This is a genomic window from Pseudarthrobacter sp. MM222 (assembly GCF_947090775.1).
Lineage (GTDB): Bacteria > Actinomycetota > Actinomycetes > Actinomycetales > Micrococcaceae > Arthrobacter.
The window spans coordinates 1,626,707-1,642,527 of the sequence record NZ_OX352321.1 but is presented as its reverse complement, the minus strand read 5'-3'; the positions used below and the strand labels follow the sequence as shown (position 1 = coordinate 1,642,527).

At 67.9% G+C, this 15,821-nt stretch carries 11 protein-coding genes; 6 read left to right on the top strand and 5 right to left on the bottom strand.

Annotated features, from left to right (window positions below; translation table 11 throughout):
- Positions 1 to 30: 30 nt before the first annotated feature.
- Positions 31 to 384, bottom strand: a complete 354-nt coding sequence (locus OM977_RS07430; RefSeq protein WP_264356850.1) for an Rv2175c family DNA-binding protein — start codon at positions 382 to 384, stop codon at positions 31 to 33.
- A gap of 333 nt (positions 385 to 717) precedes the next feature.
- Here OM977_RS07430 and OM977_RS07425 point away from each other — a divergent pair, with 333 nt between their 5' ends.
- Together OM977_RS07425 and OM977_RS07420 are read left to right on the top strand one after the other, a co-directional pair.
- Entirely contained in the window at positions 718 to 2,106 is a 1,389-nt protein-coding gene (locus tag OM977_RS07425) for a lytic transglycosylase domain-containing protein (RefSeq protein WP_264356849.1), read from the top strand.
- Between the two features lie 136 nt (positions 2,107 to 2,242).
- Entirely contained in the window at positions 2,243 to 4,417 is a 2,175-nt protein-coding gene (locus OM977_RS07420; RefSeq protein ID WP_264356848.1) for a Stk1 family PASTA domain-containing Ser/Thr kinase, read from the top strand.
- Positions 4,418 to 4,493: 76 nt separating this feature from the next.
- Here OM977_RS07420 and OM977_RS07415 read toward each other — a convergent pair whose 3' ends face one another.
- Entirely contained in the window at positions 4,494 to 5,885 is a 1,392-nt protein-coding gene (locus OM977_RS07415; RefSeq protein WP_264356847.1) for a class II 3-deoxy-7-phosphoheptulonate synthase, read from the bottom strand.
- A gap of 64 nt (positions 5,886 to 5,949) precedes the next feature.
- On the bottom strand, positions 5,950 to 6,690 hold the full coding sequence (locus OM977_RS07410; RefSeq protein ID WP_264356846.1) for a lysophospholipid acyltransferase family protein: 741 nt from the start codon (positions 6,688 to 6,690) through the stop codon (positions 5,950 to 5,952).
- A gap of 110 nt (positions 6,691 to 6,800) precedes the next feature.
- On the opposite strand from OM977_RS07410, the gene OM977_RS07405 reads away from it, so the two are divergent.
- Genes OM977_RS07405 through OM977_RS07395 form a run of 3 tightly spaced genes read left to right on the top strand, consistent with a single transcriptional unit; the run spans position 6,801 to position 8,990 of the window.
- A complete protein-coding gene (locus tag OM977_RS07405) occupies positions 6,801 to 7,619 on the top strand; it encodes an alpha/beta hydrolase (protein WP_264356845.1) in 819 nt (272 codons plus the stop codon).
- Entirely contained in the window at positions 7,616 to 8,419 is an 804-nt protein-coding gene (locus OM977_RS07400; RefSeq protein WP_264356844.1) for an alpha/beta hydrolase, read from the top strand. Before OM977_RS07405 ends, OM977_RS07400 begins: the two co-directional genes overlap by 4 nt.
- A complete protein-coding gene (locus OM977_RS07395; RefSeq protein WP_264356843.1) occupies positions 8,412 to 8,990 on the top strand; it encodes a hypothetical protein in 579 nt (192 codons plus the stop codon). The genes OM977_RS07400 and OM977_RS07395 overlap by 8 nt, the downstream gene beginning before the upstream one ends.
- A 57-nt stretch (positions 8,991 to 9,047) precedes the next feature.
- Here OM977_RS07395 and OM977_RS07390 read toward each other — a convergent pair whose 3' ends face one another.
- A complete protein-coding gene (locus OM977_RS07390; protein WP_264356842.1) occupies positions 9,048 to 10,151 on the bottom strand; it encodes an ROK family glucokinase in 1,104 nt (367 codons plus the stop codon).
- A gap of 182 nt (positions 10,152 to 10,333) precedes the next feature.
- On the opposite strand from OM977_RS07390, the gene OM977_RS07385 reads away from it, so the two are divergent.
- A complete protein-coding gene (locus OM977_RS07385) occupies positions 10,334 to 12,154 on the top strand; it encodes an AMP-dependent synthetase/ligase (protein ID WP_264356841.1) in 1,821 nt (606 codons plus the stop codon).
- 90 nt (positions 12,155 to 12,244) lie between these two features.
- Here OM977_RS07385 and OM977_RS07380 read toward each other — a convergent pair whose 3' ends face one another.
- Complete coding sequence (locus OM977_RS07380) at positions 12,245 to 15,640, bottom strand: pyruvate carboxylase (RefSeq protein WP_264356840.1); 3,396 nt, start codon at positions 15,638 to 15,640, stop codon at positions 12,245 to 12,247.
- Between the last annotated feature and the right edge of the window lie 181 nt (positions 15,641 to 15,821).

The following is a 15,821-nucleotide window of genomic DNA, read 5'->3' as shown; positions in this document are numbered from 1 at the left end:
GGTCCGCAGACTCGCCGGGGAAAATGCGTGCTACCAGGCCAGGGACTGTGCCCGGCGGCGGATCTCCGTCTTGCGCCCTTCGCGGAGGGCGTCGATCGGGCGCCCGCGGAGCGACTCGTCCGGAGTGAAGAGCCAGGTGATGAGTTCCTCGTCCGAGTAACCTGCGTCCGACAGGACCACAACGGTGCCCTTAAGGCTCTCCACCGCGTGGCCGTCCTGGATGAATGCCGCGGGCACCGAACGAATCCGCCGGTCACCGATCCGCAGGGCCGCCAGGGCACGTTCATCGAGGAGCGCGTGGACCTTCGTAATGGAAACATTCAGAAGCTGGGCAACATCGGGCAGGGGCAGCCATTCGCCCACAAGGCTTTCTACAGTACTCACGGATCAAGATTGCCATGGCGGATGCTTCTGCGCCTAGTCGTGGCCCGGCGCCAACTGCCGCCGCCCCGGGCCTCGTGCGGACACCCGAGGGCCACCACGGCCAAAGGACCCTTGTAATGCCGTCCCGAATCAAGGCCCTATTAATCAGCACATTCTGCCCGACACTCCCGAAGTGTTTGTTTGCATAATGTCCGACTGTTCTTGTGCTAACCACCAATTCATGAGAGATTCACATAGATCACATTTGTAACAGCATTAACATTGGTCACACTGGTAACGCCAGTAACACCGGCCTGACCCGCAGCGTTCGCCGCTGAGAAGAGGATCTTTCCCATGACGACGTTCCGTTCGCCGAAGCACCCGGCGCGGCCCAGCCTGCCATTGATTGCGGCGACGACGGCGGCCCTTCCCGCAGTCGTCCTTTCCTCCCTGGCGGTTGCCCAGCCGGCGTCAGCGGAGTCCCGCACCCGGTCCATCCCGGCCACCCTGGCCGCGGCCATGCGCGCCCAGGCCCAGGCCGCAACCCAGCTGGTGTCCGCCCGCATTCCGTCCAGCTCGGTCTCGGCGGCCATCCCGAGTTCAATGCGTCCGGCCCAGGCCTCGGCCCCGGCCGAGTACACCATCGAGCGCGGCGACACCATCAGCGGAATCGCCGGGAAGTTCGGCCTGGACACGAACGCCGTGCTGTCCCTGAACAACCTGCAGGCCAACACCATCATCTACCCGGGGCAGAAGATCAAGCTTGGCGGGGACGCACCGGCAGAGGCTCCGGCGGCACAGCCGAGCGCACCGGCATCCACCGGTAGTTCCTACACCGTGAAGCCGGGCGACACCCTGGGCGCGATCGCAGCCCGGCATGGCGTCCAGCTCTCCGAGGTCTTCGGATGGAACGGCCTGAACATGGGCTCCATCATCTACCCGGGCCAGAAAATCCAGCTCGGCTCCGGCGGCACAGCCCCCGCCCCGGCAGCCCCGGCTCCGGTGGCGCCGGCTGCGACTCCGGCGGCCACCCCGGCCGCACCCGCCTCGGGTTCGTACACCATCAAGACCGGCGACACGCTCTCGGGAATCGCAGCCCGGAATGGCGTCAAGCTCGCCGACATCCTCTCCGCCAACCGGCTGACCATGAGCACCATCATCTACCCCGGCCAGAAGCTGGTGCTTGCCGGTGGGTCCATCGCACCGGCTTCGAGCCAGACTCCGGCGCCGAGCCAGCCTCCGGCGACGGTGACTCCGCTGGTGCCCAGCACCTTCCTTGGCTTCACCTACCCGGAAGCGGTGGTCAGCTCGGCCAACCAGAACAAGGCCTTGCTCAACGCCGCCCCGGTCCCGAGCCGGGAGCAGATGAAAGCCATCGTGGCCGATACGGCCCGCCGGATGGGCGTGGATTCCTCCCTGGCACTGGCCTTCGCCCATCAGGAGTCGGGTTTCGACCAGCGCGCGGTGTCCCCCGCCAACGCCATCGGCACCATGCAGGTGATCCCGTCTTCGGGCGAGTGGGCATCTGACCTCGTGGGCCGCCAGCTGAACCTGCTGGACCCCTACGACAACGCCACCGCCGGCGTCGCCATCATCCGCCAACTGGTCCGCACCAGCAGCGACCTGGACAACGCGATCGCAGGCTACTACCAGGGCCAGTATTCGGTCAGCACCAACGGGATGTTCGAGGACACCAAGCAGTATGTGGCCTCCATCAAGGCCCACCAGCAGAACTTCGGCTAGGTCCCGGGACAGGTCCACAGGATAGAGACGGAGCGGCCCCCCGGCGTTTCTGCCGGGGCTCCATGAAGGATAACGATACGGGTCCGGATCTCATGTTGATCCGGGCCCGTTTCCGTGCAACGTTTAGGATCGTAAGGTGCAGGAAAACACGTCGGACCCTCTCGTTGGCACCTTGGTGGATGGCCGGTACCTGATCCAGTCCAGATTGGCCAGCGGCGGCATGTCCACCGTCTATCTGGCTACGGACCGCCGGCTCGAGCGCGATGTGGCCCTCAAGGTGCTGCACCCGCACCTCGCCGGAGACCCCCAGTTCCTGGACCGCCTCGGGCGCGAGGCCAAGGCGGCGGCCCGGCTGTCCCACCCTCACGTCGTCGGGGTCCTCGACCAGGGCGAGGACGGCCGGATCGCGTACCTCGTCATGGAGTACATCAAGGGCCACACCCTGCGGGACGTTCTCAAGCAAAGAGGTGCGCTTCCGCCGCGCCTCGCCCTGGCCCTGATCGCCCCCGTGGTGGAAGGACTCGGTGCCGCCCATGCCGCCGGCCTGATCCACCGGGACATCAAGCCCGAAAACGTGCTCATCGCCGACGACGGCCGGATCAAGGTCGGGGACTTCGGACTTGCCCGGGCAATCTCCACTTCCACCAGCACGGGAGCCCTGATCGGTACGGTGGCGTATCTCTCCCCCGAACTGGTTCTGGGAAAGCAGGCCGACGCCCGCAGCGACATCTACTCCGTCGGCATCATGCTGTACGAGATGATCACCGGCCGGCAGCCCTTCGACGGCGAGGTGCCCATCCAGGTGGCCTACCAGCATGTCAACTCAACCGTGGGTGCCCCCTCGGAGCTGGTCCCGGGCCTGGCCGAGGAACTCGATGAGCTGGTGCAGTGGTGCACCGCGAACGATCCGGACAAACGGCCCGTGGATGGAAACACGCTGCTGTCCGAACTCCGGCACATCAGGACCAACCTGAGCGACGCCGAACTCGATCTCCAGCCTCCGGCGGCGCATCCGATTCTCCCCGCCGTGCCTCCGCCGCCCGGCCCGCCCGCCGTCGGCCGCCCCCCTGAGGGCGGCCGCGGGAACGTTGTCCCGAACGAGCCCGCGGACGACGGAGACCCGCATTCCCGGACCGAGGTGCTCGGCGGGACCCAACGGCCCACCGAAATCATCTCCCGCGGCAGCAATCCCACCACGGTGATGTCCGCGGCTCCGCGGCGCCCGGCCTACGGCCCGCTCTCCGCCCCGGACGAGGTTCCGGACCGGGACACCTACGGCGCCGACTCGTACGGCGACGACGGTCCTGGCCCAGCGGCGGGTCCCGCCAGCAAGCGCACCCAGCGCAAGCTGGACCGCGATGAGGAGAAGGCACGCCTGCGCGCCGCGGCCACCCCCGTCCGGAGCCTGCGTGCGGGCAATCCCCGACGCCGGGGGCTGCTGTGGATCCTGCTGCTGGTTCTTGCCGCGCTGCTCGCCGCCGGCGCCGGCTGGTTCTTCGGGATGGGCCCCGGCTCCCCGGGGACGATTCCGCAACTGGCCAACAAGACCGTGGCGGAAGCGCGGCAAGTACTGAAAACCGCCGGCTTCCAGTTCACCACCGAGGATGATGTCTATGACGACAACGTCTTGCCGGGGCTCGTCGTCGGATCAGAACCCGATGCCGGAGAGGTCATCCGCAAGTTCCAGACAGTGTCCCTCGCCGTCTCCAAAGGGCCCGAGCTGTTCCCGCTGCCGGAGCTGACCGGGAAGACCCTGGACGAAGCCAAAACAGCGCTCAACGGTGCCGGGATGGCCTTGGGCAAGATCACAGAGACATTCGACGAATCCGCGGCCGCCGGAACCGTCCTGGCCCAGGCCCCCGCCAACGGCACTCCCGCGAAGCACGGCACTCCGGTGGAGCTGACCGTCTCCAAGGGACCGCAGCCCATCCCGGTTCCGGATGTCCGCGGCCAGGAGCAGGAGGACGCGGTGAAGGCCTTGGAAACAGCCGGACTCAAGGCCGTGATCTCCCCGGAGACCGTCAATGACCGCAGGGTCCCCAAGGGCTCCGTGTTGGCCCAGGACCCGGCGTCCGGGAACCTGACCAAGGGCGGCGCCGTCACGCTCACCATTTCCAAGGGGCCGAAATTGGTCCAGGTTCCAGCGGTATTCCGGATGTCCGAAAAGGATGCAGAGAAGGTGCTCAGAGATGCCGGATTCGAGGTCGAAGTGAAGTACGCGTTCGGTGAACCCGTGCTCGGCATTGTTGCCGGTCAGGACAAGGTGGGGCTGGAGCCCGAGGGTTCGGTAATCACCATCACGGTCACGTGATTCACTCAGCCAAAAAAATCGGCCCCCGACGCTCGGCATTGCCGAACATCAGGGGCCGGTTCCTTGCTGGAAACCCTCAGCGCTTGGACAGGGCCCCTGCCACCAGGAAGGCCATTTCAAGGGACTGCATGTGGTTCAGCCGGGGATCGCAGACGGATTCGTAGCGGTCCAGGAAGGACTCCTGGTCCACCGGGTCGGCACCGCCGAGGCACTCGGCCACGTCGTCGCCGGTCATCTCCACGTGCAGTCCGCCCGGGACGGTGCCGAGGGCGTGGTGGACCTCGAAGAAGCCGCGCACCTCATCGATGACGTCGTCGAAGTTTCGGGTCTTGTAGCCGTTGGGCGAGGTGACCGTGTTGCCGTGCATCGGGTCGGTGACCCACAGGACCTGGGCGCCGGAGGCGGTCACGCGCTCCACCACGCGCGGCAGCTTCTCGCGGATATTAGCCGCCCCCATCCGGGTGATGAAGGTCAGGCGGCCCGGCTCGCGGTCCGGATCCAGTTTGTCGATCAGCCGCAGGGCGTCGTCGCCGCTCGTGGACGGGCCCAGCTTCACACCGATCGGGTTGCGCACGCGGGAGAGGAAGTCGACGTGCGCGTTGTCCAGCTCGCGGGTCCGCTCGCCGATCCAGAGGAAGTGCGCGGAGGTGTCGTACGGGAAACCGGTCCGCGAATCGATCCGGGTGAGGGCGCGCTCGTAGTCCAGCAGCAGCGCCTCGTGGCTGGCGTAGAACTCGACGCGCTTCAGCGCTTCGAAATCGGCCCCGCAGGAGGCCATGAACTTGATGGCCCGGTCAATGTCCCGCGCCAGCGACTCGTAGCGGGCGTGCGCCGGGTTCTCCGTGAAGCCCTTGTTCCACTGGTGCACCAGGCGCAGGTCAGCGAAACCGCCCTGGGTGAAGGCCCGGATCAGGTTCAGGGTGGAGGCGGAGGTGTGGTACGCCTTGAGCATCCGGCTGGCGTCGTGCGCGCGGGTCTCGGGGGTGAAGTCGTAGCCGTTGACGATGTCGCCGCGGTACGCCGGCAGCGTCACGCCGTCGCGGGTCTCGTCGTTGGAGGAGCGCGGCTTGGCGAACTGGCCCGCCATGCGTCCCATCTTGATGACCGGCATGGCCGCACCGTACGTCAGGACGACGGCCATCTGGAGGATGGTGCGGACGCGGGCGCTGATCTTGTCGGCCGTGGCGGCCTCGAACGTTTCCGCGCAGTCGCCGCCCTGGAGCAGGAACGCCTTGCCCTGTGCCGCAGCCGCGAGCCGCTCCCGCAGGATGTCCACTTCACCCGCGAAGACAAGCGGCGGCAGGACGGAGAGCTCCTTGACCGAGGCTTCGAAGACTGCCTGGTCCGACCAGCTCGGCTGCTGGGAGGCCGGCAGGTCCCGCCAGCGGTCCAGGCCGGGATAGTTGGCTGCACCGCTCTGGGCGGTGCTGGTCAGGGAAAAGGCCGAAGGCGCAGATAGCTCAGTCACACTCTAAGGATAGTTGCCTGCGAGGGTTCCCTGGAGCCGTCCGTCATTGACCGCCCGGAGGCCGTCACACACTACCGGGTGTTGCCCTGTCGCCCTTAGCTCCGTCTTCAGGCTTTCCGGTTACTTTTCCGGCTAGCCGAAGCTTGACGGCGGCGGCGTATTCGTCCACGTATTCCTGGCCGGAGAGCCGCATCAGGGCATACATGATCTCGTCAGTGACAGATCGCTGGATCAGCCGGTCATCTTCCATGCCGTAGTAACGGCTGAAGTCGAGCGGCTCTCCGAAGATCATCCCGATGCGCCGGATATTGGGCACCCGCTTGCCGATGGGCTGGACCTTGTCCGTTCCGATCATGGCCACCGGGACCACCGGGACCCGTGCCTGCAGGGCCAGCCGTGCCACGCCTACCTTGCCGCGGTACAGCCGCGCGTCCGGGCTGCGGGTGCCTTCGGGATAGATCCCCAGGAGCGAGCCGTTCTTCAGCACGGCCATGCCCGCGTCGAGCGACTGGGCCGAGGCCGCTCCCCCGGAACGGTCCATCGGCAGTTGGTTGGTCAGCCGGAAAAAGGCCGCCGTCAGTTTGCCCTTGATTCCCTTGCCGGTGAAGTACTCGGATTTTGCCAGGAACACAACGGGGCGGGGCACCATGAGGGGCATGAAAATGGAATCCGAGAAGGAGAGGTGGTTCGAGGCGATGATGGCCGCGCCCTCGCCGGGAACGTTATCCAGGCCCTTGACCCAGGGCCGGAACAGCGTCTTCAGCACCGGCCCGAGAACGAACGTCTTCATGAACCAATAAAACACGGGTGTACCTCTCCGGAAGGCGTCCGGCGGGCCCTTCGTCGGGTCCGGCCAGCACTTCAATGACACCCTACTCTAGTGAGTTTTGCGCCGAACAGTGACACCATGGGCACATGACCGGAAGCAGCACTCCCCTGGCGCCCGCAGCGTTCAGCTACCCCGGCCACGGCGCCAACGCGGGCATCGGGGTGGCGATCTGCCACGGCTTCACCGGCAGCCCCCTCAGCATCCTTCCCTGGGCCCAACATCTGGCCGACCAGGGCTTCGCCGTGTCCGTTCCGCTGCTGCCCGGCCACGGCACCGATTGGCGCGACCTTGCCCGCCACAGCTGGCAGGACTGGTACACCGCCTTCGAAACCGCATACCAGGAACTGGCCGCGGAAACCCGGGAGTGCTTCGTAGCGGGGCTCTCCATGGGCGGCACCATCGCCCTGCACGCCGCGGCCCGGCATCAGGTCGCCGGAGTCGCCGTCGTCAACCCGGGGCTGAGCTTCTACGACCGCAGGGTGCGGTACATCGGGTTGCTGAAGTACCTGCAGCGGACCACGGTCCCGGTCCAGGAACAGAACCCGACGGCGGCGCCCACCGAGGACGGCGACTACTCACTGACACCGCTGGCGGCCGTCCACCAGCTGAGCCGACTGTTCCGGGCCACAGTAAGGGAGCTCCCGGGCGTCGAGGCCCCGGCCCTTGTCTTCAAGTCGGACACGGACATCGTGGTCCCGCCGTCCTCCCTGGAGCTGCTCCGGCGCCGTCTTGGCTCCCGCGACGTGGAGGTGGTCCCGCTGCGGAACAGCGGCCACGTGGCCACGCTCGACGTCGATGCGCCGCTGATCTTTGAACATTCCAGCCGATTCTTCCTGCGGCACGCAGCCGCAGCGTCCGCGTCGGCTTCCCCGCCGTCGGCCACAACAGCACCGGAGAGCCCATGAGCACAAGCCCCGACCATACGCCGTTCAGCGCCCAGTTCACCGGCGCTGGCCCCCGGACCGGCGTCGTGCTGTCCCACGGCTTCACCGGCAGTCCGCACGGCGTCCGGGACTGGGCACGGTCCCTGGCCGACGCCGGCTACGCCGTACGGATGCCCTTGCTCCCCGGCCATGGCACAAGCTGGCAGGAGTTGGCCCGCACTCGGTGGCAGGACTGGCACGGCGCCCTCGACGCGGCGTACCTCGACCTGGCGGACGAGTGCGAGCACATCGTTGTAGCCGGCTTGTCCATGGGCGGTGCCCTGGCGCTCCGGATCGCTGCCACCCGTCCCGTGGCCGGCGTCGTGGTGGTGAATCCCGGTCTCGTGATTGACGACCCCCGCGCCCCGCTGGCCGGCATCCTCAAGCTCGTGCTCAAGAGCACACCGGCCATCGCCAACGACATCCTCAAGGAAGGGATCAATGAGGGCGCCTATCCCCGCACCCCGGTGGCCGCCGCGCATGAGCTCAACAAGATGTTCAAGGACACGGTGCGGCTGCTGCCACGGATCACCGCGCCGGTCCGGGTCTACCGCTCCGCCGTGGACCATGTGGTCTCCGATTCGAGCATGCTGGCGCTGCGCCGGGGGCTGACCCACGCCCCGCTGGAGGTCATCCGGCTCGAAAACAGCTACCACGTGGCTACCATGGACAACGATGCGCCCGAGATCTTCCGCGGCTCGGCGGAGTTTATCCGCTCGGCAGTTGCCGCCGGCACGCCGGACGCGGCCCACGCTAGCCCAAAGGACACGGCAGATGACTAGACCGGACCCCACCTCGCCGGATTCAGGGGCCAACCAGGACGACGCCGTCTGGCTGGACCTTGTGGCCAGGCTTGAAGGCGGCCCCGGCCCGGCAGACCCGAAGGACAAAGCAGCCGGCGACCCCGCCGGGGACGCCGCTCCGGCCCGGCCGTTCAGCGACTTCGACCCCCTGGGACTCTCCGGAGCCCCGCCTATCGAGCTCTCCGCCAAGGAACGGCTTGCCCGAACGCCGGACCCAACAGGCGGGCCGGGCCCGGGCTCCTCCGCCCGGGATTCTGCTGACGATCCGGAGGCTTTGGCCGGGCCCCGGGACTACGAGGCCGACGACGATGACGGTGCCTTCGTGCCGGAGGAGCCGCCCAGCCTGGCCGGCGCGGACCCGATGACAGTGCTGGCCTGGCTGGGCGCCGTCGGCGGCCCGATCGCCCTCCTGATGTCCGCCATGTTCTGGCGCTCCGCCCCGCTGATGGCCATCCTGGGTATCGTCGCGGCCTTTGCAGCGTCGGTGGTTTTTTTGATCATGAAGCTTCCGGGCGAGAAGGACGAGCACGACGACGGCGCCCGCGTCTAGAACGGGTCCTCCCTGGCTGTGCTGTTGCCGCGCTGTTGCCTTAGCTCTCCGGGCGCCTTAGCTGTGCATGCGGCTGCTGACCCGGGACAGGTCCGCTGCCCCGATCAGGCCGGCATTGGGACCGAGCGCCGCGAGTTCGATCCGCGCCGCCGGACGGAACCCCCGTCCGGTCAGGTTCCTGGCGAAGGCTTTCCGGGCCGGTGCCACGAGCAGCTCGCCGGCGTCGCAGAGGCCGCCGCCGATGACGAAGGTTCCCGGATCCAGCGCTGCGGCCAGGTTCGCCAGCCCCAGCCCGAGCCACTCGCCAACCTCTTCCAGGAGTTCGCGTGACGTGGGATCCCCGGCCTTGGCCAGATCCGTGACGATCACGCCCGTGATGCTGTCCACCCGGCCGTCCACGGCCTTGAGCAGCTCCTGGGCCACCGGCGAGTTGGCGGCCGCCAGCTCGCGGGCCTCCCGGCCGAGCGCATTGCCGGAGGCGTACTGTTCCCAGCAGCCGCGGTTGCCGCATTCGCACCGGTGGCCCCCGGGCAGAATGATCTGGTGGCCGAATTCCCCCGCCACGCCAAAGCGGCCGCGCTCCAGCCGACCGTCAATCACCATCGCGCCTCCGATGCCGGTGCCAAGCGTGATGCAGACCAGCCGGTTCTCCCCCCGCCCGGCCCCGAAGCGCCACTCCGCCCAGCCGGCCGCATCGGCGTCGTTGGTCAGCAGCACGGGACGGCGCAGCAGCCGCTGCAGATTGTCCCGCAACGGCTCATTGCGCCAGGCCAGGTGCGGGCTGAACAGCACCGTCCCGCCGTCGAGGTCCATCCAGCCGGCGGCACCGATCCCGACGGACCAGATCCGGTGCCCCCGGCCCAGTTCCTCGACGAGTTCCACGATGACCTGTTCCACTGCCCGGGGGTCATTGCCCGGGGTCGAGCGCCTGGCCTGGCTCAGGATCCTGCCCTCGGCGTCGACCACCCCGGCCGCGACTTTGGTGCCGCCGATGTCCACGCCGATGGCGAGACCTTTCCGCCCGAGCCTCAGGTGCTCACGCAGCCCCTGCCCCGCGACGGCTCCAGCGGTTCCCGCGGCCGCGCCGTCCCGGATCCGTCGCCGCCAGGCGGCAGGCCTGCGGTAGGGGGCGGGCTGCGGGCCGGGCATCGGTGTGTGCATGGTTCCATATTCTATTCGCCGGGCGGCCCGATTCCGCGGACCTCCCGGTCCAAGGCGCTGCCGGTCGAGACCTGTTTAACCATAAAGTTACCGGCGAGTAGTGGTACGGGACACAATCGGCGCAGCCACATACTAGGCTTAGCAATACCCGCTGCGGGTCTATGGATATCAGAGGAGCTATCGTGCGAGAAATCAGTGTCCCGCCACAGGTGATCGTCCCCCCGGAATGGAACGTCACGGACTTGGTGCTGCGCCAGGCCGCCAAGGCGTCGAATCCGGCCCTGTTCTCTCGCCTTGATGCTGCGGGCCAGTGGCAGGACGTCCGGGCCACTGATTTCATGGCCGACGTGTCACTGCTCGCCAAGGGCCTGATGGCCAGCGGCGTCGCCGCCGGCGACAGGGTCGGCATCATGTCCCGCACCCGGTATGAATGGGCGCTCATCGACTTCGCCATCTGGTTTGCCGGCGCCGTGTCGGTTCCCATCTACGAGACCTCCTCCCCGTCCCAGGTCGCCTGGAACCTGGGTGACTCGGGCGCCGTGGCCGCCTTCGGCGAATCCGCCCACCACGAGGACATCATCCGCCAGGCCGCGACGTCCGAAGGCCTGACCTCGCTGGCGCACGTCTGGCAACTCGAGGGCACCGGCCTGGATGAGGTCCGTGCGGCGGGCGCGGGGATCAGCGACGAAGAGCTGGAAGCCCGGCGCAGCACGGCGGGCCTGACAGACATCGCCACGATCATCTACACCTCCGGCACCACTGGCCGCCCCAAAGGCTGCGAACTGACGCACGGCAACTTCGTGGAGCTCTCCGAGAACGTGCTGGCCACCTCGCTCGGCCTCGTGGTGAACGAAACTGCCAAGACGATCATGTTCCTGCCGCTGGCGCACGTCTTCGCGCGCTTCATCTCGGTGCTGGCGGTGGCGGCCGGCGTCACCGTCGCGCACACCCCGGACATCAAGCACCTGCTGCCGGACCTGCAGAGCTACCAGCCCACCTTCATCCTCGCGGTACCGCGGGTCTTCGAGAAGGTCTATAACTCGGCCCTGACCAAGGCCGAAGACGGCGGCAAGGGTGCCATTTTCCACCGCGCCGCGGACACCGCGATTGAGTACTCGCGGGCCCGGCAGAGCGGCAAAGTCGGCCTCGGGCTCAAGGTCAAGCACGCGGTGTTCGACAAGCTCGTCTATGGCAAGCTCCGCGCCGCGATGGGCGGGCACGTGGCGCACGCCGTTTCCGGCGGCGGCCCGCTGGGCGAACGCCTCGGGCACTTCTTCCAGGGCATCGGCATGCAGATCCTGGAAGGCTACGGCCTCACCGAGACCACGGCCCCGGTCACGGTGAACACGCCGGAGCTGATCCGGATCGGCACCGTCGGCGCCCCGATTCCCGGGAACGCCGTCCGGATCGCGGACGACGGCGAAATCCTCGCCAAGGGCGTGTGCGTCATGCACGGCTACTACCAGCGTGACGACCTCTCCGGGGACGCTTTCGAGGACGGCTGGCTGCGCACCGGCGACATCGGCCAGCTGGACGAGCAGGGGTTCCTGACCATCACGGGCCGCAAGAAGGAAATCATCGTCACCGCCGGCGGCAAGAACGTCGTGCCTGCCCTGCTCGAGGACCAGATCCGCGCCGACGCGCTCGTCTCCCAGGTGCTCGTGGTCGGCGACAACCGCCCGTTCATCGGCGCCCTCGTCACCCTCGACGAGGAGGCCCTGCCCGGCTGGCTGAACCGCCACGGCCTGCCCGCGTCGACCAGCCTCGCTGAGGCGACCGGCAACGCGGTCATCAAGGCCGCGGTGCAGGAGCTCATCAATTCCGCCAACCAGTCGGTATCGCAGGCCGAAGCCATCAAGTCATTCCGCATTGTGCCGGCCGATTTCACCGAGGCTTCCGGCCACCTGACGCCGTCCATGAAGGTCAAGCGGGCCCAGGTCATGAAGGACTTCGAGGACGTGATCGAGGAGATGTACAGCTCCCCGCGTCCCACCCACGCGTAAAGACACCAGCAAGGGGACCCTCCGCCACACCGGCGGAGGGTCCCCTTTTTTCGTCCAGCTCCGGGCCGGAGCCCGGTGTTCAGGCCCCCGTTACTCGACGACCAGGAGCAGGTCCCCGCCCTGGACCTGTTCCACGGCGCTGATGGCGAGCCGCGACACGGTGCCGGCCACCGGCGTCGTGATCGAGGCTTCCATCTTCATGGCCTCGATCGTGGCGACGGTGTCGCCTGCCTTGACCGTGTCACCGGTCTTGACAGTCAGGGTGACGGCACCCGCGAAGGGGGCAGCCACCTGGCCCGGCTGGGTGGCGTCGGCGCGTTCGGCCGCCTTGACATTGCTGACCACGGAACGGTCGCGGACCACCACCGGGCGGGACTGGCCGTTGAGGGTGCACATGACGGTGCGCATGCCCTTCTCGTCCGGTTCGGAAACCGCTTCGAGCGAGGCGATCAGGCGGACGCCCTTCTCCAGCTCGATCTCATGTTCCGCGCCGCGCTGCAGCCCGAAGAGGTAGTCGCGCGTGTCCAGCACCGAGAGGTTGCCGTACGTTTCGACGCTCTTCAGGTAGTCCTTGGTCGGACCCGCGAAGAGCAGCCGGTTGAGGGTCTGCTGCCGCGTTTTGGAATCGGAGCCCAGCGCGGCGCTGTCCTCGGCACTGAGCTCGACGTCGCGGACCTTGACGGTGCGGCCCTGCAGCGCCTTGGTGCGGAAGGGTTCCGGCCAGCCCCCGGGCGGGTCGCCCAGTTCGCCGGAGAGGAATCCGATCACCGAGTCCGGGATGTCGTACTTCTGCGGGTTCTCGTTGAAGTCCGCGGGATCGGCATTGAGGCCGACGAGGTGCAGGGCGAGGTCGCCAACTACCTTCGAGGACGGCGTCACCTTCACGAGCCGGCCAAGGATCCGGTCCGCCGCCGTGTACATGTCCTCGATGGCTTCGAACCGCTCTCCGAGGCCCAGCGCCATTGCCTGCTGGCGCAGGTTGGAGAGCTGGCCACCGGGGATCTCGTGCTGGTAGACGCGTCCCGTGGGGCCCGGCAGGCCGGACTCGAAGGGTGCATAGACCCGCCGCACGGCTTCCCAGTAGGGCTCCAGCGCGCACACGTTCGCGAGGCTCAGTCCGGTGTCGCGCGGGGTGTGGGCCAGCGCGGCCACGAGCGCCGAGGCCGACGGCTGGCTGGTGGTGCCGGCGAGCGAGGCCGACGCCACGTCCACCGCGTCCACGCCGGCGTCCACGGCAGCCAGCAGTGTGGCCAGCTGGCCGCCTGCGGTGTCGTGGGTGTGCAGGTGGACGGGAAGGTCGAACCGTTCGCGCAGGGCACCGACAAGGCGCGCGGCGGCCGCCGGGCGCAGCAGCCCGGCCATGTCCTTGATGGCCAGGATGTGCGCGCCGGCGTCGACGATCCTCTGGGCCAGCTCGAGGTAGTAGTCGAGGGTGTAGAGCTTTTCGTCGGGATCCAGCATGTCCGCCGTGTAGCACAGGGCGACCTCCGCGACGGCAGTGCCTGTGTCGCGGACGGCCCGGATGGCCGGGGCCATCTGGTTGACATCGTTGAGGGCGTCGAAAATGCGGAAGATGTCGATGCCCGTTGCGGCGGCCTCATTAACGAATGCGACCGTGACCTCTTCCGGGTACGGCGTGTAGCCCACGGTGTTGCGGCCGCGCAGGAGCATCTGCAGGCAGACGTTCGGCAGCGCCTTGCGCAGCGCGGCCAGGCGGTCCCAGGGGTCTTCGCCCAGGAACCGGAGGGCGACGTCGTACGTAGCGCCGCCCCAGGCCTCGACGGAGAGCAGTTCCGGGAGGAGTTTGGACACGGCAGGGCCGGCCGCCACCAGGTCGCGGGTCCGGACCCGGGTGGCAAGCAGGGACTGGTGCGCGTCCCGGAACGTCGTGTCCGTGACGGCCACGGCGTCCTGGGCCCGCAGGGCCTGGGCAAACGCTTCCGGTCCCAGTTCCTGGAGCCGCTGGCGGGAGCCTGACGGGGCCGCGGAGTCGTCCGTCGCGGGCAGCTTGTCGGCGGGGTCGCTGTGGACCGTGAGCTCGCCGTTGGGCTTGTTGACGGTGACCTCGGCAAGCCAGGTCAGCAACTTGGTGCCGCGGTCCGCGGAGACCCGGGCCTTCAGCAGCTGGGGGCGTTCGTCAATGAACGAGGTGGCCACGTTGCCGGCCACAAAGTCGGCATCGTCGAGCACGGCCTGGAGGAAGGAGATGTTGGTGGACACCCCGCGGATGCGGAACTCCGCCAAGGCGCGGCGGGCCCGGGCCACGGCGGCCGGGTAGTCGCGGCCGCGGCAGGTGAGCTTGACCAGCATCGAGTCGAAGTGGGGGCTGATCTCGGCACCCGAGTAGACGGTGCCGCCGTCGAGCCGGACACCGGCGCCACCGGCGGAGCGGTAGCCGGTGATCTTGCCGACGTCGGGCCGGAAGCCGTTGGCGGGGTCCTCGGTGGTGATGCGGCACTGCAGGGCTGCGCCCTTGAGCTGGACGGTCTCCTGCGAGAGGCCCAGGTCCGCGAGGGTCTCGCCGGCGGCGATGCGCAGCTGGGCCTGGACGAGGTCGACGTCGGTCACTTCCTCCGTCACGGTGTGCTCGACTTGGATGCGCGGGTTCATTTCGATGAACACGTGCTGGCCGGCGCGCTCCCCGACCGTGTCGACCAGGAACTCTACGGTGCCGGCGTTGACGTAGTTCAGCGCCTTGGCGAACTTCACGGCGTCGCGGTAGAGCGCCTGCCGGATGCCTTCGTCCAGGTTCGGTGCCGGGGCGATTTCGATGACCTTCTGGTGGCGGCGCTGGATGGAACAGTCACGCTCGAAGAGGTGCATGACGTTGCCCTCGGCGTCGGCCAGGATCTGGACCTCGATGTGCCGGGGGCGCAGCACGGCCTGTTCGAGGAACATCGTAGGGTCACCAAAGGCGGCGTCTGCTTCACGCATTGCCGCCTTCAGGGCCTCGGGCAGGCCCTCCCGGGTATCCACGCGCCGCATCCCGCGGCCTCCGCCGCCGGCAACGGCCTTGGCGAAGATGGGGAAGCCGATCTCGTCGGCTGCGGCGATGAGTTCGTCGAGGTCCTTGGACGGCTGGCTGGACTTCAGGACGGGGACGCCGGCCTTGCGGGCAGCCTCAAGGGCGGCCACCTTGTTGCCGGCCAGTTCCAGCACCTCAGCGGGCGGACCCACGAAGGTGATGCCGGCTTCGGCAGCGGCCCGCGCCAGGCGCGGGTTCTCGGAGAGGAAACCGTAACCGGGGTAGATGGCATCGGCCCCGGACTCCTTGGCCACACGCACTACCTCGTCGACGTCGAGGTATGCCCGGACCGGATGGCCCTCTTCGCCGATCAGATACGCCTCGTCGGCCTTCTGGCGGTGGATCGAATTACGGTCCTCGTTGGGGAACACGGCTACAGTCTTGGCGCCGAGCTCGTAGCCGGCGCGGAAGGCACGGATCGCGATTTCGCCGCGGTTGGCCACCAGAATCTTGGAAAACATACTTCTCCTGCATCATTGCGGGCGTATCGGTAAGTGCTCACAGTGTCTAAGACCGGCGTAGCCAAACACAAATCATTGTGGCCACCATCACAGCATTATGCGTCACGTAGGACCCCTGCGCGCAAGACCGCCGGCCGGCCGGCGAGTGCTTCCGGACGATCTGCCGCCCCTCCACCCGATG

What these genes read in the sequence shown, in the direction of transcription:
- OM977_RS07400 (WP_264356844.1), top strand. Translation starts at nt 7,616, where the DNA reads ATGAGCACAAGCCCCGACCATACGCCGTTCAGCGCCCAGTTCACCGGC.
- OM977_RS07425 (WP_264356849.1), top strand. Translation starts at nt 718, where the DNA reads ATGACGACGTTCCGTTCGCCGAAGCACCCGGCGCGGCCCAGCCTGCCA.
- OM977_RS07390 (WP_264356842.1), bottom strand. Translation starts at nt 10,151, where the DNA reads ATGCACACACCGATGCCCGGCCCGCAGCCCGCCCCCTACCGCAGGCCT.
- OM977_RS07380 (WP_264356840.1), bottom strand. Translation starts at nt 15,640, where the DNA reads ATGTTTTCCAAGATTCTGGTGGCCAACCGCGGCGAAATCGCGATCCGT.
- OM977_RS07405 (WP_264356845.1), top strand. Translation starts at nt 6,801, where the DNA reads ATGACCGGAAGCAGCACTCCCCTGGCGCCCGCAGCGTTCAGCTACCCC.
- OM977_RS07395 (WP_264356843.1), top strand. Translation starts at nt 8,412, where the DNA reads ATGACTAGACCGGACCCCACCTCGCCGGATTCAGGGGCCAACCAGGAC.